The organism is Mycoplana azooxidifex, assembly GCF_014196765.1.
Classification (GTDB): domain Bacteria; phylum Pseudomonadota; class Alphaproteobacteria; order Rhizobiales; family Rhizobiaceae; genus Mycoplana; species Mycoplana azooxidifex.
The window spans coordinates 90174-110909 of sequence record NZ_JACIEE010000013.1; the positions used below are offsets into that span (position 1 = coordinate 90174).

General features: G+C 61.0%; 16 protein-coding genes and 3 pseudogenes. 7 read left to right on the top strand and 12 right to left on the bottom strand.

What is annotated here, in order from left to right; translation table 11 throughout:
- Positions 1-29 precede the first annotated feature (29 nt).
- The 6 genes and pseudogenes from GGQ64_RS24615 to GGQ64_RS24640 form a co-directional block, all read right to left on the bottom strand.
- On the bottom strand, positions 30-1280 hold the full coding sequence (locus tag GGQ64_RS24615; protein ID WP_183807972.1) for an aminotransferase class I/II-fold pyridoxal phosphate-dependent enzyme: 1251 nt from the start codon (positions 1278-1280) through the stop codon (positions 30-32).
- A 101-nt stretch (positions 1281-1381) separates the two neighbouring features.
- Positions 1382-2074 carry a winged helix-turn-helix transcriptional regulator gene (locus tag GGQ64_RS24620; RefSeq protein WP_183807973.1) on the bottom strand — a complete coding sequence of 231 codons (693 nt, stop codon included), beginning with the start codon at positions 2072-2074 and terminating at the stop codon, positions 1382-1384.
- Positions 2075-2153: 79 nt separating this feature from the next.
- Positions 2154-3225 (bottom strand): annotated as a pseudogene (locus GGQ64_RS24625) (extracellular solute-binding protein).
- Positions 3216-4049 carry an ABC transporter permease gene (locus GGQ64_RS24630; RefSeq protein ID WP_183808032.1) on the bottom strand — a complete coding sequence of 278 codons (834 nt, stop codon included), beginning with the start codon at positions 4047-4049 and terminating at the stop codon, positions 3216-3218. Before GGQ64_RS24630 ends, GGQ64_RS24625 begins: the two are co-directional and overlap by 10 nt.
- A 43-nt stretch (positions 4050-4092) precedes the next feature.
- Positions 4093-4974: an ABC transporter permease gene (locus GGQ64_RS24635; protein ID WP_183808033.1), complete on the bottom strand. Its 882-nt coding sequence runs from the start codon at positions 4972-4974 to the stop codon at positions 4093-4095.
- Between the two features lie 2 nt (positions 4975-4976).
- Complete coding sequence (locus tag GGQ64_RS24640) at positions 4977-6077, bottom strand: ABC transporter ATP-binding protein (protein ID WP_183807974.1); 1101 nt, start codon at positions 6075-6077, stop codon at positions 4977-4979.
- Between the two features lie 207 nt (positions 6078-6284).
- Between GGQ64_RS24640 and GGQ64_RS24645 the strand changes: the two genes are divergently transcribed.
- The 7 genes and pseudogenes from GGQ64_RS24645 to GGQ64_RS24675 all read left to right on the top strand — a co-directional run.
- Positions 6285-6974, top strand: coding sequence for a GntR family transcriptional regulator (locus GGQ64_RS24645; RefSeq protein ID WP_183807975.1), 690 nt, complete (start codon positions 6285-6287; stop codon positions 6972-6974).
- A 97-nt stretch (positions 6975-7071) separates the two neighbouring features.
- Positions 7072-8412: an aspartate aminotransferase family protein gene (locus GGQ64_RS24650; RefSeq protein WP_183807976.1), complete on the top strand. Its 1341-nt coding sequence runs from the start codon at positions 7072-7074 to the stop codon at positions 8410-8412.
- A complete protein-coding gene (locus GGQ64_RS24655) occupies positions 8409-10124 on the top strand; it encodes an acetolactate synthase catalytic subunit (RefSeq protein WP_183807977.1) in 1716 nt (571 codons plus the stop codon). Before GGQ64_RS24650 ends, GGQ64_RS24655 begins: the two co-directional genes overlap by 4 nt.
- Positions 10124-10897 (top strand): 3-oxoacyl-ACP reductase FabG, encoded by a 774-nt coding sequence (gene fabG, locus GGQ64_RS24660; RefSeq protein ID WP_183807978.1) that lies wholly within the window; start codon positions 10124-10126, stop codon positions 10895-10897. Before GGQ64_RS24655 ends, fabG begins: the two co-directional genes overlap by 1 nt.
- Before the next feature lie 15 nt (positions 10898-10912).
- Entirely contained in the window at positions 10913-11608 is a 696-nt protein-coding gene (locus GGQ64_RS24665) for a winged helix-turn-helix domain-containing protein (protein ID WP_183807979.1), read from the top strand.
- Positions 11609-12122: 514 nt separating this feature from the next.
- Positions 12123-12386 carry a hypothetical protein gene (locus GGQ64_RS24670; protein ID WP_183807980.1) on the top strand — a complete coding sequence of 88 codons (264 nt, stop codon included), beginning with the start codon at positions 12123-12125 and terminating at the stop codon, positions 12384-12386.
- A gap of 230 nt (positions 12387-12616) precedes the next feature.
- Positions 12617-12840, top strand: a pseudogene (locus GGQ64_RS24675) (hypothetical protein); the annotation flags it as partial.
- An 84-nt stretch (positions 12841-12924) separates the two neighbouring features.
- Here GGQ64_RS24675 and GGQ64_RS24680 read toward each other — a convergent pair.
- From GGQ64_RS24680 to GGQ64_RS24705, 6 genes and pseudogenes are all read right to left on the bottom strand, one after another.
- Entirely contained in the window at positions 12925-15840 is a 2916-nt protein-coding gene (locus GGQ64_RS24680) for an aminotransferase (protein WP_183807981.1), read from the bottom strand.
- Positions 15841-15868: 28 nt separating this feature from the next.
- Positions 15869-16600 carry a GntR family transcriptional regulator gene (locus tag GGQ64_RS24685; protein ID WP_183807982.1) on the bottom strand — a complete coding sequence of 244 codons (732 nt, stop codon included), beginning with the start codon at positions 16598-16600 and terminating at the stop codon, positions 15869-15871.
- Between the two features lie 240 nt (positions 16601-16840).
- A pseudogene (locus GGQ64_RS24690) lies at positions 16841-17516 on the bottom strand (amino acid ABC transporter ATP-binding protein); the annotation flags it as partial.
- 50 nt (positions 17517-17566) lie between these two features.
- Complete coding sequence (locus GGQ64_RS24695; protein WP_183807983.1) at positions 17567-18397, bottom strand: DMT family transporter; 831 nt, start codon at positions 18395-18397, stop codon at positions 17567-17569.
- A 33-nt stretch (positions 18398-18430) separates the two neighbouring features.
- A complete protein-coding gene (locus GGQ64_RS24700; protein ID WP_183807984.1) occupies positions 18431-19402 on the bottom strand; it encodes an amino acid ABC transporter permease in 972 nt (323 codons plus the stop codon).
- Positions 19403-19418: 16 nt separating this feature from the next.
- Positions 19419-20699 (bottom strand): NAD(P)/FAD-dependent oxidoreductase, encoded by a 1281-nt coding sequence (locus tag GGQ64_RS24705; RefSeq protein WP_183807985.1) that lies wholly within the window; start codon positions 20697-20699, stop codon positions 19419-19421.
- Positions 20700-20736: the final 37 nt, after the last annotated feature.

Genomic DNA, 20736 nt, shown 5'->3' on the forward strand with positions numbered 1-20736 from the left:
CTCCCTTTCTGGCAGGATCTCGCGGCGGCTTACAAGTGCTGGCGAACTTCTTCTCTGATGCTGTCGATTGCCGCGCAAAGACCACGGATCTCGGTTTCGCTGTGGGACGCAGTGAGGCAGATCCGAAGGCCAGCCTCACCACGTGCGACCGTGGGAAAGAAGACGGCGGAAGTGTAGAAGCCGAGCTGAAGCAGCTGCCGGGCGGCAGCGACCGCAAGAAGTTCGTCACCGAAGCGAACGGTGCGAATGGGGAGATGGGAATGGCTGTCCGGTGATGGCAGTAGCCCGTCAAGGAGGGCCAGGTTATGGCGCAGTGCCAGCTGCCTTGCGGCGAGCTCCTCCGTTCGATGAATTTCTGCCGATGCATGTGCGGCGCCGATTGCGGCGGTGTTCAACGAAGCGGAGAATGCATACGCGACTGAAAATCGCCTGAACAACAGCTCTTGAGACGCTGTTCCCAGCATGAGGATGCCACCGGACGCGCCAAACCCCTTGCCTAGCGAAGCGGCGACGATGGTTCGCTCACCCAATTCCGAAAATACGGATCGTGCGAATCCCGAGCCTTCAGTGCCGATGAGGGAAACGCCATGTGCATCGTCGATGTAGAGGAAGAGCCCGTAGCGGTCCTGCAACGAAAGCAGATCGGCAAGCGGTGCAGCTCCACCCATCGAATACACTCCGTCGCAGACATAGATGACGGCTGGGTGGCTGCGGCACAGTGCTTCCAATGCCGCCATGTCGTTGTGAGGAAGGGTCTCGACCCTCGTTTCTGCGGCAATTGTCGCCTTGTGATATGCCAGCGTCGCGTGTGCCAAGCGGTCGAACACGACCAGCGGCTTCCGCCCTCCCGTCAGATGACCCGATGCCAGCAACGGAAGAGCGCTCATGTTGGCCGCAAGCACGGTGGTGAAGGTCAGGACCTTCGCGCGAAACAGACTGGAAAGGTCGGTCTCGAGTTCTCCCAGGGTCTCGAAATTGAGACGGGTCCGGGCGCACGACCAGTGCAAGGCGCCGGCTTTGAGGACCCCCTCCGCAGCACCGGCAACGATGGCAGGGTGATTGTCGAGGCCAAGATAGGAGCAGCGGACAAAGTCGGTGATACGGGGCCCGCCTTGCGCCAGCTGAACGATGCGGCCATCGCGTGGTGCTGCATAGATCGCCATGATGCCCTGGTAATGGGCTGCCGCGAAGTTGGGGCTGGCGGCCGTGATCATCGCTGCGGTATTACGGAACTGACGAGCGGCGGACCGATCCCGGGGATCTTCAGGAGCGTTGGGCATGACACTCTCCACTTGCTACCAGTGCGGGAAGAAGGCCATGCCGCGCGCGCCGTGACAACGAAGCTCCTGCTAAAGAAACATCAAGATTCTTCAAAGCCGCCTTAGGCGCCATCGACGACGAATCCGTTCGAACGGATCGTCCGAATCATCTTTTTACCCGTCGTCTGTTCCAGCCGCCGTCTGAGCTTAGCGATATGCACATCGACGGTCCGGTGTTCGACATGAAAATTGGGCGGCCAGGCGGCTTCTATCAGATCATTTCGGTCCCGTACGCGGCCCGGTTCCTCGATAAGTCGCTTGAGCAGTCGGAACTCGATGGGACTGAGTTGGGCCGAGCCAATGTCGGATTTGATCATGGGCAGGGGCTCATCGATTTCCAGATCGCCAAAACGCAGGATTGGCTGCGATCTTACGCGGACATGACCGTGCCGTTTGTCGCAAAGGCCGTTCAGGTAGGCGATGATGTGCTCGGGGGAGACGGGTCGGACGAAGACTTCGTCGATGCCGGCCTTGAGCAATTGGAGAAGGTGGCACTCCTGTCGTGCCGGAATGAGCGCCAAGAGCGGGAGATGGGCCGTTGCGGAGTTCGATTTGTGGGCGCGGCAAAAGAGGAGAACGGTGCTTGGATCTGCGCTACAATCCACAATCGTCGCCAGGGCGTCGGCAGCTTTGGATTTGGACAGTGCGTCCGCACTCTCCGCCAACGCCGTCGGAAAACCGGCACTGGCCAGGATGTGGCTCATAAGAAGATAAAAATCTGGATCCTCGGAATGAATGACAACGAGGTCGGTCATTGAACTTGCCCCAATCTTTTCCTGTGACCTTCGTCAGCCGGCACTGGCCGGCTGACTTCGGTAACCTTTGGCCCTCCCCCTACCGCACCCAATTGTTCCAGCGCTGCAGCAGCATCTTGGCGTTGGCATTGATCCACTCAGCGTCGGGAATGATCACACTGTCCTTGAGGTCCCTGGTTGTCGGCATCGACTTGCGCGCCTCGGCGGACATCAGCGCGATGGCCTCGCTGCTTGGCGGCGTGCAGGAGAGTATGTCGCAAGCCTCGGCCTGTACGGTCGGATGATCGAGCCAGAACGCTATGAGCTTGAGGGCGTTGCTCTTGTTGGGGGCGCCCTTGATCAGGGCTATGCGGTCGCCAACCAGGAAGGATGCCTTGTATGACCAGTCGATCGGCAGCCCCTCGGTTTTCATTGCTTTTGCCCTGGTCAACCAGATTTGGCCGAGGTCGTATTCGTTGTTGCGGAAGCCCTGCACGCTCTGGTCGCCGGTCTTCCACCAAAGGGTCACGTCGTCTCTGATTTCATCCAGTTTGTGAAATGCTCGGTCGACATCGAGAGGAAAGAGGCCACCCTTTTCGACGCCGTCCGCCAGGAGCGCCGCGGCAAGAACGCGCCAGGGATCATCGAAGTTCGGGAATGCCCGTCCGCCCGGAAAGGCCGGCCAAGTCCCACATGTCGGCCCAGGTCTCCGGTACCCTTGTTGTCTCGCTCTTGCGATAGACGAGCAGGGTTGCCGTGGACTGGAGCAAGGCGCCTCCGGCTGCACACGCATTGCGGGCAAGATCGGGTCTGGCAGTATAGGCTGCGCAGAACTCCGTGAGGTCTTCGGTAACCTCCCGGTGCGCCTCGGACGCTGCCTGAATCTCTCCGTCGAGATAGAGGTCCCAGTTGATATTGCCCGCCTTGACCATGGCGGCTGCCTTGGCCCGCATTTCTGCATTCGTGGCGGAAACGACCATCACCGCAATACCGGTCTCTGCCGTGAAGGGATCGAACCAGGCCTTCTTCAAGGCACGGTCATAAGCACCGCCTGTGGATGCGATGATGACCTGTTCCTGAGCCTGCGCCTGGATAACGGACGTCGCGAAGACGAGAACGGCAAGCCACGAAAGCCGGCGTGAGAATGGGCGTCGTGTCGAATTCATGGGCATTCACTCCTCTGGGTTCTGGTTTCTTTGTCTGTAGAAAGAAGTTGGGCGATGCCGATGAGGGCAAGCGATGCGACGACGGTTACCGTTGATGCCGCAGCTATGACGGGGGTCAAGTTGAAGTCGATATCCTCGAACATCTTGCGGCTGATCGTCTTGCCGTCCACGTCCGAGATGAAGAAGGCAACCGTCGCCTCATCGAACGAGGCAAGAAAGGCGAAGACGGCGCCGGAGAAAATGCCTGGCGCGATATTGGGGAGCGTCACGTGCAGAAAGGTCTGCAGGCGGTTGGCACCGCAGTTGAGGCTGGCCAGTTCCAAGGCGGGGTCAACGCGTTGCAAGGCGGCCGTTACCGTAATCACGACGAAGGGGACTGCAAGGACCGTGTGCCCGATCAGAAAGCCTGTCAGACTACCTGTTAGATCCAGTGGGGCGAACACCAGATAGAGTGCCACGCCGAGCACGATGTGCGGCACGATCATCGGCGCAAGCGACAGCGCGTGCAAAAAACCTTTGAACGGTATGTCTCCCCGAACCAGTGCCAGGGCCGTCATCGTCCCCACGGTCGTGGCGGCGAAGCAAGTGGCGAAAGCGATCTTCAGGCTGAACCAGGTGGCGGACATCCAGTCCGGATCGTTGAAGAACGCCCGGTACCAGTCCAATGTCAGACCTTGGGGAGGAAACTGCAGATAGGCGGTGGTGCTGATCGACATCGGGATGATGATGAGGGTCGGCAGGATCAGGAAAAAGAGCAGCGCGATGATGCCGAGGGTCTGAATGCAGGAGAGGATCACCTGCAGCTTGATGTCAGTGGAGCGTGTGCCCATCGAACTGCCGTCCGCCGCAAGGGCCCGCTGGGCGATGTTTCGATCAATGAACACTTTGGAACCCTTTGCTCAGTGAAATTGCTTTGCGGAACACGAAGACCGTCAACAGGGTTACGGTGAGGAGAATTGTTGACAGCGCTGCGGCGAGCGGCCAGTCGAGAAGGACAACGGTTTGCTGTCCGATCAGTGTCGCCATCAGCATCGAACCAGGTCCACCAAGCAGGGCCGGTGTGATGTAGAAGCCGAGTGCGAGAACAAAGCACAGAACCGAACCGGCAAAGACGCCCGGTAGACTGAGCGGCAAGGTGACGAGCAGGAACCCGCGCAGGGGTCCTGCGCCCAGGTTGGCCGCAGCACGGACGAGATCTGCGGGCAAGGTTCTCAGCGTGGCGTAAATCGGGAGAATTGCGAAGGGCAGCAAAATATGGGCCATGCCGAGAATGACCGCTCCCTGCGTGTAGAGCAGTTTCAGAGGGTGGTCGATCAAGCCCGTGGTGCGAAGCAGTTCGTTGACGATGCCGTTTCGCTGCAGCAGGACGATCCAGGCATAGGAGCGAATGAGGACCGAGGTCCAAAGCGGGATGAAGACGCACGCGGCAGCCAGCAATGCTGCTCCTCCGCGCAGGCGTGTCATGGCGTAGGCGACGGGATAGGCGAGCAGCACGCAACTGACGGCGACGGACGCTGCAGTTGCCATCGTGGTTGCCAGGACGCCGAGGTAGAGCGGATCCCGCCCAAGCCGCAGGTAACTCGCACCACCGTTTGAAAGGCTGAGCCCGACCAGTTCGGTAACCGGATAGATGAAGCCAATAGCCAAAATGGCGAGGAGTGGCAGGACGAGTATCGCAGATGTCAGCGAACTGTAACGACTGGCATGACCGGTGTCGGCCAGGGCGCGCAAGGCGCGTATCGGAGAGCGGGGCATGCTCACAGGCGCCTCCCGTTTTCGGCGTGGAAAAGCTTCAGCTTGTCGGATGGCAAAGCGACCGCCAGCATCCCGCCCAGTTCTGGCAGGCCGGCAAGTTCATTCGGCACCTGTATGCGAAGTGTCAGCCCTTCCATATCCGTCAGACGGACGTGGGCGGTTCGGCTCGCGCCGGAGAACACCAGGTTCTCCAGCGTGCCGGTCACGCCCGAAGCTCCGGGCGGGCAAACGCCGATGTGCTGCGGTCGCACCGCGATCGACACCATTGTCCCGACAGGCAGTGGCTGCGTCCCCGTCGTGGCAGTCTCGATGATCGCGCCGGAGGCGATGCGGATCGTCGCGGCGCCGCATTCATATCCGACGACCACGCCCGGAATGAAATTGATCGTACCGACGAAATCAGCAACGAAGGCGCTTTGCGGTTCGGTGTACAGCTCGAGTGGACTGCCTATCTGTTCGAGCTGCCCCTTGTGCATGACCGCCACCCGATCCGACAACGTGAGAGCCTCTTCCTGGTCGTGCGTGACGTAGACGACGGTCGCGCCGAGTTGCTGTTGAAGTCGTTTGACTTCCAGTTGCATCGCCTCGCGGAGCTTCTTGTCGAGTGCGCCCAGAGGCTCGTCCATCAGCAGCACCGGCGGATTGAATACCAGCGCACGGCCGACAGCGACTCGTTGCTGCTGTCCACCGGAGAGCTGGTGCGGATAGCGATGTGCAAACGCGCTCAACTGCACCATGTCCAGCATGGCGTCCACGCGTTTGCCGAGGTCCTCTCTGCGGGGTCGCTTCCGCATTCGCAGCGGGAACTCGAGGTTCTTGCGAACCGTCATGTGAGGAAACAGGGCGTATTTCTGGAAGACCATCCCGATGTCGCGTCGGTTCGGAGCGAGCCGCGTGATGTCTACATTTCCAACGACGACCGAGCCGGTCGTCGGCCGTTCGAAACCAGCGATCATCGTTAGAAGCGTCGTCTTTCCCGATCCGGACGGACCGACGATTGAGACAAACTCCCCTGCCCCGATATCGAGATCTGTCTCATGAACGGCGTATGTGGCGTCGTACGCCTTGCGGATTCCGCGAAGTGAAAGGCTTTGTCCGATCAATTCATTCCCCTTTTGTTTTGTTTGGATGCTTTCGAGTTGTGCGAAGCCGGCCCGGAGAAGGGCTCGTAGAGCTCGCTCCGAAGCGTAAGGCGGTGACTTGCAAACCTTGAAACGTTATAGGTTTTAGTGCGCCAAACTTTGCAAAGACTTTACATTTGCATTTTTGTTGCACCAAAAAAGAAGTCTGTCAACACGCTTGAGGCGAAAATGAGTGCGACACAATCGACATTGGGGAAGCAGATGCAGGCGCCGAATCTCGGCGATACCACCTATGAAGAGTTGCGAGACCGATTGACGCGGGGGGTCTACCGTCCCGGCGACAAGTTGACGGTGAGATCGGTTGCCGAGGCATTGGGTGTCAGTTCCACGCCGGCGCGGGATGCGATCAACCGGCTGGTCGCGGACAACTCGCTAGTCTACGCTGGGCCGAAGACGGTCATTGTACCCGTTCTGACGGAGGCTGACCTGAGGGAGATCACGTATATCCGCCTGGCGCTCGAGGGGCTGGCGGCAGAGTTGGCGATGGAAAGACGCCAACCGGAAGATGTTGAAAATCTGATGGAAATACAGACAAAAATCAATTCTGCGCTTTTGGCAAAATCCTATGCGGCGGCGCTGTGGCACAACAAGGAGTTCCATTTTCTCGTCTATCGCCTCAGCGGAATGCCGCACCTGGTCGCCATGATCGAGGCGCAATGGCTGCGCGTTGGTCCGTCCTTCTATGGGCTTTACCCGCACTTTGCCGAGGAGCGGCAGGGTGTGCGCAATCATCAGATGGCGATAGAAGCCATGATGGATGGTGACCGGGGGGCTTTGCGGGCGGCATTCGAGAACGATATCCGCGAAGGTTATCGCCAGTTGCGCTCCGGACTTCTTGATGGGCGGATCCGTTCGTAAACTTTTTGATGCGTGGACTTGACGTCGGCTTCTTTTGTTGCAACAAAATGTGAAGCTTCTATAAAGTCACGAAGTTACCGCAACAGAAAGCAGTCCAATGCACAGCCATGCGCCAGCCGGTCCGGCCGGGGGATGCCCCGTGTCCAGTCGTCTCTACCGCCGCGGTTGCCGGGTTCTACCAGGCGGCCTCACCCGATCCACCATCGATCTCGATCCCCACCCGATCTACATGGCTGCTGGAAAGGGCGCCTACGTGACGGACGTGGACGGCAACCGTTTCCTTGATCTGAACAACAATTTTACGACCTTGATTCACGGGCACGGCTATGAACCTGTCGCCGACGCTGTCAGCCGTCTGCTGCGCAGCGGTACCTGCTTTGCCAATCCAACCGAACACGAGATCGCTCTGGCCGAACTTCTCGTTTCTAGGATCCCGGCCATGGAACAGGTTCGCTTTGTCAACACCGGGACCGAAGCTGTCATGTTCGCGCTCAAGGCAGCCCGAGCCTTCACCGGCCGACCGGCCATTGTCCGCTTCTCCGGTGCCTATCACGGGGCCTATGACTGGGCCGAAAACGGGCAGAACGGCCTTCCTTCCGGCTTCGCGCCGCGGCTTCAAGCCTACCGTGGCGCGCCCGAGAGCATCTCGGATGACGTCGTCGTATTGGACTTCAATCGGATTGACGCACTGGAGGACGCGCTTGCGGCACATGCCGGGCGCCTGGCAGCCATTCTCATCGATCCTGTGCCGAGCCGGGCCGGGCTTCTCGCTCCCCTCCCCGAATTTCTCGAGCGTCTCTCCAGCTTCGCGCGCCGCAACGGCACGCTGATCATCGCAGATGAAGTTCTCAATCTGCGCCAGGGCTATCAAGGCGCCTCGGCGAGGTTTGGGCTTCGGCCCGATCTCATCACCGCCGGAAAGATCATCGGCGGCGGTTTCCCGATCGGGGCGATCGGCGGTCGCGCCGAGGTCATGCAGGTCTTTCGCTCGGACGGAAAGTCGCCGGCGGTACCCCAGGGCGGTACATTCGCCGCCAATCCTGTCTCCATGGTGGCGGGCCTCGTGGCGATGGAAGCGATGACCCCCGATGCCTTCGTCCAGTTGGAGGACTTGGGGAATGGGTTGAGAACTCGGTTGACGGCGATCGCCGCGCGCCATGATGCGGCCTTCACGATCGCCGGGAGCGCGTCCTTGTTCCGTATTCACGCCAAGCGGACGTTACCGACAACCTATGCCGATGCCGTCATGTCTGGCGCAGAGGCCAAAATCATGCGCCGCCTTGGCCGTTTCTTTCTCGGCAGGGGTGTTCTGTTGCCTTTCGGGGCGGCGGCCTGCCTTTCGACGGCGATGACGGCCTGCGAGATCGATGCCATCGCCGAAGCCTTTGAAATGTTCATCACCACCGACCAGGAACGCAGCCAGGAGAGCCAGTCATGAATAGCATTTCCATCGAGCAAACCGTCGCCGACCGTGTGGCCGAAGCGCTCTTGCGGCACGAGGTCGAGTTTCTCTTCGCGCAAAGCCTGCCCTCGGCACTGGTGCTCGCCGCCGAGGAGCGCGGCATCCGCCAGATCGCCTATCGCCAGGAAAATATGGGTGGGGCGATGGCCGATGGCTATGCGCGCCTGTCCGGCAGGGTCGGTGTCGTGGCCGCGCAGAACGGCCCCGCAGCGACACTTCTGGTTCCGCCACTTGCCGAAGCCTTAAAGGCCAGCATTCCCGTCGTGGCGCTGGTGCAGGAGGTCGATCGTGACCAGGCCGACAAGAACGCATTCCAGGAGCTCGACCACATTGGGTTGTTTCAGGCTTGCACCAAATGGGTCCGGCGGGTCCACGTCGAAGATCAGATCGAGCACTACATCGAGGCGGCCTTCACGGCTGCTACCTCGGGCCGCCCGGGGCCTGTTGCCTTGCTGCTCCCGGCGGATCTGTTGCGGGCCCGTATCAAGCCGCAACAGGGGCTGAGACGCACGAGCCTTGGACGCTACCCGCTCGATCGGTGCCGGCCGAGTGACGAGGTGATCAAGCGCGCGGCACGGTGGATCGCCGAGGCGAAGAGACCGGTCGTGCTCGCCGGCGGCGGTGTGCACGGCGCGAGCGCTTCGTTCGAGCTTTCCCGGCTGCAGGAACTGGCGAGCCTGCCGGTCTGCACGACAAACATGGGAAAGGGTGCCGTAAGCGAATTCCATCCCTTGTCGCTCGGTGTACTCGGCTCCCTGACCGGTCCCCGATCTCTCGGCACCTATACCCGGCCCTTTCTCGAGAACGCTGACCTCGTAATCCTGGTCGGGACACGCACCAACCAGAACGGTACCGACAACTGGAGCCAGATCCCACCATCGGCCAGGCTACTTCATATCGACATCGATCCGACAGAGATCGGGCGAAACTACGAAGCAACCCGGCTTGCGGGCGATGCAAGGGAAACCGTCGAGGCTTTGTGCGATGCGCTCGAAAACGAGGATCTCGCCTCCCGCCATACGGTTCGTGCCGATCTTGAACGGCAGATCGCCGACTGCTGGGCACAGTTCGAGGAGGCGCGCCAGCCTGTGGCGCACTGCGATCGCGGTCCGATCCGGCCCGAGCGGGTGATGAGTGAGTTACAGCCCTGGCTTCATCGCGATCTGACTGTCGTTGCCGATGCGAGCTACTCGTCCATGTGGGTCGTCGGGCAGTTGCGAGCACCGCGCGCGGGAAGCCGGTTTGTGACGCCCCGCGGGCTGGCCGGACTCGGCTGGGGCGTGCCGCTCGCCATCGGCGCCAAACTCGCCGAGCCGGACAGACCGGTGGTCGCGGTCGTCGGTGACGGCGGCTTTGCCCATAGCTGGGCGGAACTTGAAACCATGGTCCGTCTCGGAGTTCCCGTGGTTATCATCGTTCTGAACAATGGCATTCTCGGTTTCCAGCGCGATGCCGAGACAGTGAAATTTGGCCGCTTCACCTCGGCATGCCACTTCGCGCCCGTCGATCATGCCGCGCTGGCCGCCGCTTGCGGATGCCGTTCGGCTCGTATCGACGATCCTGCTCAGCTCTCGTCGACGATAGCGGCCGCCATTGAGGCGAACGAGCCCTTTCTGATCGAGGTTATGACGGATCCGGATGCGCATCCGGCGCTTTCGATCTTTGCGGCGATGGACCAGGCGGCGTGATGAACCAACGGCCAGAACGGGTCGCGGTGGTGACAGGTGGCAGCTCCGGCATCGGACTGGCCACGGTCGCCACCTTCCTCGAGACAGGTTTCAACGTGGCTTTCTTCGGGCAGAACCCGGACCATGTCGAATCCGCCAGGAACCGGCTCGTTCGCCGCTTTGGTGCCCACCGGATTCTGGCAAGGTGCGTCGATCTTGCCTTGCCGAAGGAGATCTCCAGCTTCTTTCGTGAGGTGGAGGCGCACTGGCAACCGGTGGACACGCTGGTCTGCAATGCAGGCATCTCGCCCAAGGGTGGGAACGGTGCGTCACCGTTCCTGACGCTGGACCTGGCAGAATGGAACCGTGTCCTTGCCGTCAACCTGACCGGCACGATGCTGTGCTGTCAGGCGGTGCTTCCGGCCATGCTGGAGCGGGGCTTTGGCCGTATCGTGTTGATCGGCTCCATTGCTGGTCGGACCGTCCCGCGGGTCGCCGGAACCGCCTATGTGGTTTCGAAGGCAGGGCTTGCCGGACTTTGCCGTTCGCTGCTCGCAAGCTGCGCCGGCAGCGGCGTGACCGTCAACATGATCGCGCCCGGCCGCATATTGACCGAAATGACCGGACCAGCCGACAGCGAGACGAACCGTGCCGCTCTCGGTCGGATCCCCGTCGGTCGTCTGGGTGACGTCGGCGATATAGCAGCTGTCACCGGCTTTCTTGCCTCACGGGATGCCGGCTTCATCAACGGTGCGATCGTTGACGTGAACGGAGGCGAATTTGCGCCCTTGTGAGACCGGACACGGCTGATGAGCAAGGTTCTTGTTTGCGTCGCAGACGCCCAGCTCTTCTTGTTGCTGAGACATCTGCTGGCAGGCGAAGGCTTTGACGCGGTGCTTGTCAGCAAGCCATCGGAGATCGGGTCGCTGGCCGAGCTGGATATTTCCGCGCTCGTGATCGCCTGGCCGGGCGAAGAGGGACAAGGGCCGGCCCTCCTTTCGTGCGCGCGATTGGAATTTCCGTCGGCTTCCGTGATACTCCTGTCAAGGGACGGAGCGGCAGTCCGCCCCGGCGAATGCGACCTCTTCCTTCAACGCCCTTTCGATCCTGCGTCCTTGATGGGTTTCCTGCGTCGTCTCGCTCAGACGCAACGCGCTATCGAACCCGGCGACAATCCGGAAAGCCTCCTGAGGTTTGCCGATCTTGAAATGAACCTCGCAATGATGAGCGTGCGCAGGGGCGGAAACTCGGTGCATCTGAGTGCGCTGCAATTCCGTATCCTGCGCCGGCTGCTGCAGGAACCGGCAATGGTCTGCGATCGCGAAGAGCTCATAAAGTCCTGTTGGCCGGTCAATGCGGACGTTGAACCTCGTACCGTCGATATTCATATTGGCCATGTTCGTCGCGCGCTCCAGGCGCGTGGCCCGGATCTGATCCGAACGGTTCGCGGCAGAGGTTATGCCCTCCAGTGCCCAGAGAATGGATGCGTCGATCACCCGGCATAACCGGGATTCAGGAAGGCTGTCTGGTACGCGGGGGCCGGGGCCGGACAACAACGACGCTCCCCGGCGGCTTGGCTGGGGAGCCCGCATCTCAGCTAATTACATTTTAGAACCTTATTTGATGGAAGCGCTCCCAAGTTCTTTCCTAACGACGATTTTGTGGATGGCGGCAGAGTCCGACGTTTGGCTCTGTGCAATTCTCCAATGCTTAGGCACTCGGGCGGATCGCATCATCGACCCTGCGTGTATTGGGGTAAAACTAACAATCCTCGTCCGGGCTAAGGTTACCGATCGTTGCCGCAGGAAATCGACGATGGTGGGTGTCCGTAGCGCTGTCGCAACTTTGAACACCTTAGCCACGGGCGGATACCAGTCCAACCCGCCAGTAAAAGCGCTTGACGCAACAACTATTGCTTCCGCCGCTGTTCCGTAGCGGGGACTTGCACCACTGCGGCAGTGGCCATAGAGCTGACGCCAGCAACGGCTGATGTGACAGTCGAGCCACAGGGAAACTTAGATGCCCAAAAAGCCTAAGAACGAACACTCTGAACTATCCGGCGAGTTCACCGAGGACGACATCACAGTGCTCGTCGACATCTTCCGGCCTGCTGGCACCAACAAAGATTGGAGCCTTGAGGTGATCACTCAGAACGAAGACGTCTTCGGGTGGGAGGATGGCTTCGCGACCGATCGAGACGCATTCAACGAGTTCCTGGCCACGGTTGCTCGAGACGGGATCCGGTCGTTTTTGGAAGATGATGATGCGCCCTCCGTGCATTGAGGTGTCTTTCCCCTTCAAATGCCTTCATCTGCGGTCACAAACCCCAGATTTCGGCCACGCTGAGAAGACGCGATCCACGGCTACGTATCGGTAGCAGTGGCCGCAGATACACGCACGCGTCGCAAGCTCTACAGATTGCGAAAATGTACAGCGGAAGAGAGCTGAATGGAAAGCTGTGCAGGCAGGACTTCGGTGCGGGAACCAAGCAAGCCTCTGATCAATTTTTAGACGCATTCTGGTCGAATGGCGATCAGTTCGGCGCGCCTCCGGTTCCTCCCCCGGTCGCATTGTTGAATATGCCGAGCAGGAGCTGAAGTGCTGGATGCCGATGCCCTCAGCCAATCTCAGCCGCGCCTCCGTGCCCTCCCCCTGGGACGGCGACGACGTCCAGCAGCTTGACGGGTCGGCCCTAGCGAGCCCATTCCGCCGTGTGGCAAAGATCGAGATCGAGTAGCTAGCAGGGGGCAAAGTTCGACATCGCATCTGGCGATTGAACAGATCGTGAATCGGGCGGAACGGAGTCCGGAGGTGCGCGCGCTTACCAGCCCTCTTCCAATACTCGCGCCAGCATATCCGCAAAGAAATCCGAGCTTTGTCGGGACAGGCAGAGCGGCGGCTTGATCTTCAGCACGTTCAGGTGATCGCCGGTCGGCTGCATGATAACGCCGAGGTCGAGAAGCCGGTTGCAGATGGCCGCTGTTTCCTGCGTGGCCGGCTCCAGCGTTTCGCTGTCGCGAACGAACTCTACGCCGAGGTAGAGGCCCATGCCATGCACCGCGCCGATGATCGGGATGCGCGTTCTAAGCGCCTCTAACCGACTCCTGAGGTGATCGCCGACGGCGCGTGCGTTCTCCTGCAGTTTCTCGTCGCGCATCGCGTCGAGCACGGTCATACCGACGGTGCAGGACACCGGGCTGCCGCCGGCGGAGGAGAAGAAATAGCCCTCCTTTTCTAGCGATTCCGCGATGGCGCGTGAGGTAATGACAGCTCCGAGCGGGTGACCGTTGCCCATGCCTTTGGCTATGGTGACGATGTCGGGCACCACGCCCTGCTCTTCAAAGCCCCAAAAATAGTGGCCTAGCCGGCCATAGCCGACCTGAACCTCGTCGGCGATGGTCACACCACTACGTTCGCGCACCAACCGGTACACTTCCTTGAGGTACCCCCGTGGTAGTGGGATGCCGCCGGCATTCCCGTAGACGCTCTCGGCGATGAAGCCGCCGATCCTTTCGCCTTTGGCCTCAATCGCCGCGAGCGCCGCCTCGACATCGGCAATGTAGCCGGCCGCCGAATCCGGGCCGCGATGCATCCCCCGATAGGTGTTGGGCGATGTTACGGCATGCACCCAGCCCGGTCGCGTGCTCAGCGCCCGCGGGTTGTCGGCGATCGAGGTGGAGACGGCGTCACTCGCCACCGTCCACCCATGATAGGCTTCGAGCAAGCTAATGATGTTGCGGGCTCCGGAATGCGCCCAGGCGAGCCGCAGCGCCAAGTCGTTGGCCTCGGAACCGGAATTGACCAGGAACACCGTGTCCAGCTCTTCGGGGGCAAGATCGGCGAGCCGCCTGGTAAATTGCACAATCCCAGCGTAGTGAAAGCGCGAATTGGTATTCAGAAACGACCACTGCCGCCCAACGGCTGCGGAGAGCTGCTCGTGGCCATGGCCGAGGAGCGCGACGTTGTTGACCATGTCGAGGTAGGTCCGGCCATCCATGGCATACATATGCTCGCGATATCCGCGCTCGATTTGCGGCGGCTGCTGGTAATAGTTCTTCTGCGGTCTGGCGAAATGCGCCTGCCGGATTTCGAGCAATGCTTCACTTTCCAATCCCGGAGCGTCGAAATCGCTGCCAAAGAGCACCGATGGAGATGGGCAGAGGTGAGACCAAGCGCTTGCCTGATGTGGCATGACGAATGGTGGCGGAGTCAAATCCCTTTCGCGACAGAACTGCACCCGCAATTGGCCGGAAGCGTCAACCCTGCCGATCGCGGCGCCTGCGCCGATCATCTGGCCTTCGACGTTTGCAGTCTCTATACCGAAGATCAACAGGGAGACGTGGTCACCGTCGATGCGCAGCGCGCCGTTTTCGCCAGAGACGACACCGGCGAACGGCGCAACCAGCCTGGAACCGGCCGGAACCTGCGCCTCGATGCAAAGCGCATGGGTCTCGGGTGCCGTCGCGGCGTGGTGCCGGGTGCGTGACAGGCGGAATTCGCCATAGCGGGTGATCGCAGCGCCGGTTTCGGCCGCCGCCTCCTGCAGGAGTTTCCGCTCGATGCCCTCGTCGACCCAATTACCACTTTCGAAGAGCGGGCTCAGCGTATCCAGGTTCACCGTCCGGAAAGAGGGGGGCGCGATATCCGGCAGAAGTCGCTGCATCGCCGGCACGGGCCGGGCAGCGGCTGCCATGCCGGCCGCTTCCAGAATCGCCGCTTGCATGACCTCGATCGGCAGACTGGTTGCGACCTCGAAGATCGTGCGTTCATTCTCGATATTGCCGGCGGCATATTCGTTGTCCGGCTCCAGCGCCAGCTGATATTCGCCACTAGCCACCAAGACACATGCCCGCTGCACGACGAGCGGCCAGAGCGCCTTGAGCTCCGCCTCGTTGAGCGGATGCTCGGCATGGAATGCCCTAACGGCGGGCAGGATAACGAAAGCATCGCCTCCCGAGTGGTGCAGCAACGCCGAACAGCAGACGGCAAGGTCTGCCGCCAGCCAGCCGTGCGTCAGGTCGCCGAAATCGATCACGCCGCGCGGGATCGGATTGCCGTCGGCATCTGGCGTGGCAACGACATTGTCATCGGTAATGTCGTGATGGATCGCCTGGCTGCGCAGTCCGGTGCGGAGCGGAGCGATATGGCGTTCGGACTCTTCCAGCGCGGCGGCAATTCGCGTTTTCACTCGCTTGTCGGGAACGGCGGTTAGCAATGCGGTCGCGACTGGCATTGCCTGCTGAAGGTCCCACTGGATCTGTCGATCGAGGCCGCTATGGTCGAAGCCTACAAGGCCTTTCGCCAACTGGCCGCAGACCTGGCCTAGGGCTGCGACGGTGATCGCCGGCAGGAATTTCCGCCGCGTCAGCGGTTCACCATCGAGGTAATCGAGCAGACGAACCTGGCAAGGTTGGCCGCTGATGTCGATCGACAGGATGGTTTCACCGGAGCTGGCGACGATCGCCCGCGGAACGAGGAGAGTGGAAGCAGAAGCAGCCAGATGCTGCATCGCCGCATTTTGGGCCTCGAGTTCGATGCGCCGATACTCGGCATGACAGATCTTCAGGACATACCGCTTGCCGCCGACATCGATGCGGAAGTTCCTGTCCTGCTGGCTGCCAAGTTCGACGATATCGCCGACAAGCCCATAATGGTCACGAAAAATCGCCTCGGCGGCCGCGACAGACACGTTCGGCCTCGGTAGGTCTGCGCGCGCTACAGCGCCTTTCTGCAGCATGTCATTTCTCCGGTGGTTTCCCATCTGTTCACTTGCGTGCCAGGCTGAATGCGAAATGGCTGCCGCGGTGATAGTCGAGGGCGTGCACCACTGGCTTTGCAGCGGCGTTGAAGCACGTCTCACGGATCAGGAGAGCGGGGCCGAAGTCACGCAGGTCGTTGCGCTGGACGACGTCGTCCGGAAGCATGACCGCGGATACGGTCGCAGCCGACATGCGCGGCCTGCTCTTGTATTGGTCCAGCAGGTCGAGGAGCGAGCCGCTCCAATCGATGTCGTACAAGCGGGTCGGGACAATGCCGCGCGGAATGTAGTCGATGCAGTAGAGAATCGGCTCGTCCCCGTGCAGCCGCAAGCGCTCTAGCCGGATGACGCGTTCGCCCTTGTCCAGCCGCAGCTGTTCGGCCGTGTCGGCCTCGGGCGCCTCCTCGGCGATTGACAGCACTTTGTTGACCGTCGCATAGCCATAGTGCCGCGCCATGTCGGTGACGCTTTCGAACACCGTGATCGGCCTGTCCACGTGAATGGCGGACATTGCGGAGACGAAGCGGCCCCGTCCGTGCTCTACATAGATGACGCCGTCCTGCTCGAGCAGTTTCAGCGCCTCGCGCAGGGCGGGGCGGGAAATCTTGAAGCGCTGCGTCAGTTGCGCTTCGGTCGGCAATTTGTCACCGGGATTTAGCCCCTCCTCGCGGACAAGGTCAGCAATGCGGTCGCGAAGCTGGATGACCAAGGTGCGCGTGTCGCGAAGGGGTTCGACCAATTTCCTCTCACTCCGAGTGAACAATGATACGATGTTCTTGTCTGACGAATTTGAGAAGGTCAAGCGCAGCGCATTGACCCGAGCGCCTGCAACCAACGGCGTTGCATCGCCAATCCTGATTTCGCGAACGCCCCTGCTTAGGCTCAAGTTGTCTGTTGTCTTATAACTTTGGGATCGACGTGTCGCCCTCAAGCCCAGACACGGTCGAACCGCAGCAGATTCGCCGCGCAGCCTGCACGCTTAGTGCAGGAGTTGGCTGAGAAATTGGCTCGCGCGATCCGTCTTCGGACGGGCGAAGAATGCGTCCGGCGGACCCTCTTCCACGATCCGGCCCTGGTCCATGAAGATGACGCGGTCGGCGACCTGGCGGGCAAAGCCCATCTCGTGGGTGACGCAGACCATCGTCATCCCCTCGCCTGCCAGTGCGACCATCGTATCCAGCACTTCTTTGACCATCTCGGGGTCGAGCGCAGAGGTCGGCTCGTCGAACAGCATGACCTTCGGGTTCATGCACAGCGCCCTTGCAATCGCCACGCGCTGCTGCTGGCCGCCTGAAAGCTGACCGGGATCCTTCCCGGCCTGTTCCGGAATGCGCACGCGGTTCAGGTAGTGCATAGCGATCTCGACGGCCTGCTTGCGCGGCATTTTCTTGACCCACATTGGGGCAAGCACGCAGTTCTCAAGGATCGTCACGCACGGCATCTGCCTTGCGCTCGTCCTCGTCGAGCTCAATGCCGCCGACAACGATGCTGCCCTGCTGATGAGCTTCGAGGCGGTTGATGCAGCGGATCAAGGTCGACTTGCCGGAGCCCGAGGGGCCACAGATGACCACCTTCTCCCGACGCGCGATGGTGAGGTTGATATCGTCGAGTGCGTGATAGTGCCCATACCACTTGTGCACGCCGCTGATATTGATGTCGGAGGAGGCCATGTCGATCGAAGTGGGCATTCTGTGTCTCTAGGATGTTACTTCAGGACCAGCCAGCCTGACAGGATGATGACGAGGGCGCCCGCGAGCGTATGAAGCTCGGTGGGTGCGGCAAAGAACAAGGCGCCGTAAAGGCATCCCCAGATGATCTGGCTGTATTGAAAGGGAGCGACGACCGAAGCATCGCCGGTGCGAAAGGCGCGGACGAGCAGCAGGTGCCCTCCGAAAAGGAAAAGGCCGCCGGCGAAGGCGGACAGCAGATCGGACATGCCGATGGGTTCAAATCCGCCGGTCGACAGGGCGGCCCCCAAGGCGACTGCGGCAAGGACCACCAGCAGCGTCGAAACGAGGGCCATGTCCGGCTCGGTCTGCTTTGTGCGTCGGAGCAGCAGGAGCGACAGCGCAAACACAAGCGCAGAGCCCGCCGCTGCCGCATGGCCGAGGTTGAGAGATATCATGCCCGGCCGCAGTGCGATGGCAACACCGAAGAAGCCGACGATCACCCCGGACCACGCAATTGGCGACAGCCTTTCTCCAAGCAGGAGAAACGCCAGCACGGCGACGAGGATCGGGGTCAGGAACGCGAGCAAATAGGCTTCGGACAAGGGCAGCATCGAAAACGCGTAGTGGATCAGGATGGTGTCCAGCGCGAGCAGGAATGCCCGCGCGAGCGCAAGGCCCGGATAGCGCGGCAGGAGCGACGCAAGTGTGCCCGTCGTACCGACCTGGACCAGGAGCAGCAGAAGTGCGGCAACTGTCACCATGAAAGTGACCTGCGGCACGGCAAAGCGTTCGGCCAAAAGCTTCACCAACACGTCCGTGCCGGAGAAGACCGCAAAGGCGGTGAAACCCAGTATTGCGCCACGCATATTCGCGCGCGTGCCACCAGCCGGGATGACGCGTCAACGGGCATTGAACCGTCCGAACCGGGCTTCGATGCGCGCCTGCATCAATTCAAGCCCGATTGAAAGCATCCAGTAGATCATCGAGGCGGTGATCAGCATCTCGATGTGGCGGAATTCCGTCTGCCCCAGCGTGCGCGCCAGGTACATCAGCTCCCAGACACCAACCACCGAGACGAGCGAAGAGTCCTTCAGCATGGCGATGAACTGGTTGCCGGTCGGTGGTATGATGACCCGCATCGCCTGGGGGAGGATCACCAGCCCCATCGTCTGGCTGGGGCTGAGACCGAGTGCGGTCGCACCTTCCGTCTGACCGCGCGGAATACTCTCGATGCCTGCCCGAAAGATTTCCGTCATGTAGGCGCCATAGCAGAGCGACAGCGCGAGTATGCCAGCTGGTATGGCGCCAATGACATAACCCACCTGCGGCAGGCCGAGATAGATGATGTAGATCTGCATTAGAAGCGGCAGGCCGCGGAAGAGTGAGGTGTAGAAGGTAGCGAGGCCATAGACGACGCCATTCTTCGACAGTTTCGCTATAGCACCGGCAAGTGCAATAGCAGTGGCGATGGCGATGGAGACCACCGAGATGTAGAGCGTGGTGACGACGCCTTGCGAAATCAGAAAGCCGATCTTCTTGGCGATAAAGGCGAAGGACAGGTCGAAGGAATAGAAGAACAGCATCAGAAGGACGAAGAGTTCTATCCAGACGCCGGCGATCTGCCATCGGCGTGGCAACTGCCGCAACGCCTTCCAGTTCAGGGCCATGATCAGCGCGATCATCAGCGCCCCGATCAGCCGGCCCAGCGTCGGATTGACCTCCAACCACGAGGATGATGTCGGCAGCAGGTGGCCGATCCAGGCCGGGCTGATACCGAGCCCGTAGACCGCCAGCGTCACGAGCGCCAGCATCAGGAACATCCCGGACCGCCGCGCAACATCCGGATAGGTAAGTATCAGACGACCAATCATGCCTTAATCTCCGGCGTTAGGCTGCGCGTTCGCGCCACCAGTCCTGTGCCTGCAGTTTCCAGTAGGTGAGTTGGGCCACGGCCAGCCCAGCATAGCTGCCGGCCCATACAAGCCCGAACGGCCTGAAGAGCTTGTAGCGGTCCGACTGTCCGAGAATGCCCTCGGCAACCAGCTTGCCGCCAATGGCCGTCGTGTTCAGCCCATGCCCGCCGAACGCCGTGCAGTGCCAGACACCCGGTTGCATCTCGCCGATCTGGGGCATGAGGTGGCGTGCGTAAGACATCAGGCCGGACCAGGCGAGCTCCGTCTTCAGATCCTTAAGCTGCGGATAGGTGCCCGTCATTTCGCGGCGCAACTCCGCGGCCAGGGCGACGGGTGACGCGGCCCGCGTAGTGATCCGTCCGCCCCAAAGCACGCGCTTGCCGCCCTCCACCAATCGATAGTAGTCTCCCGCACGACGGTTGTCTCCGATCGCATCCGTCGTCGCAATGGCTGTGCGAATCAGGTCGGGCGCTTCCTCGCTCAGCATCACGTAGGTGGCGATTGGAAGGAACGACCGCTTCAGCCGACCGTTCAGGGTTCCGGTATAGCCGCCTGTGGTGAAGACGACGTGGCGCGCCTTTAAGCGGCCACCGGCCGTACCGATCGTCTTTTCGGCGCCATGGAGCGCAGCGTCAGTGGCGGCCGAGCCCTCGTAGATCCGCCCGCCGAGGCGTTCGATCTCGGCTGCGACCCCGCGAAGGTAGTTCAGGGGATGGATATGAAAGGCGTTGGGATCGCGCAGCCCCTGGAAATAACGGCTGGACTTGAGGACAGAGCGGACCTGTTCGGTGTCCCGGTACTCAAGCTCATAGCCATAGTTTTCCCGCATGGCTTCGGCATGCGCCTTGAGGCTGTCACCATCGTCATAGCGCAGGACGCCGGTGATGCCCGGCTGCATCTTCGCGCTGTCTATCTTCAGCGCATCGATGGTGTCACGCACGAAGTCCACCCCCTCGATCGAGAGGCGGTGGATCTGCCTTGCTGCGTCCGGTCCCGCCATCCGGGCGATGTTGTCGCCCCCCGCGGCAAATCCAGGGCTGACAAAACCGCCATTTCGGCCTGAAGCTCCAAAGCCGACGCTTTCGGCTTCGAGCACGATGACCGATTGGCCAGCCCGCGCCAGTTGGAGCGCAGTTGTCAGACCAGCAAGCCCGCCACCGACGATCACCGTGTCACACTCGGTTGTTCCTGACAGGACTGGTCTGACCTTCGGATCGGCGATTGTGTCTTTGTAGTAAGTCTGGGGATAGGACATTTTCACTCGCGCAAGCAACGACGATAGCAAGATTGCG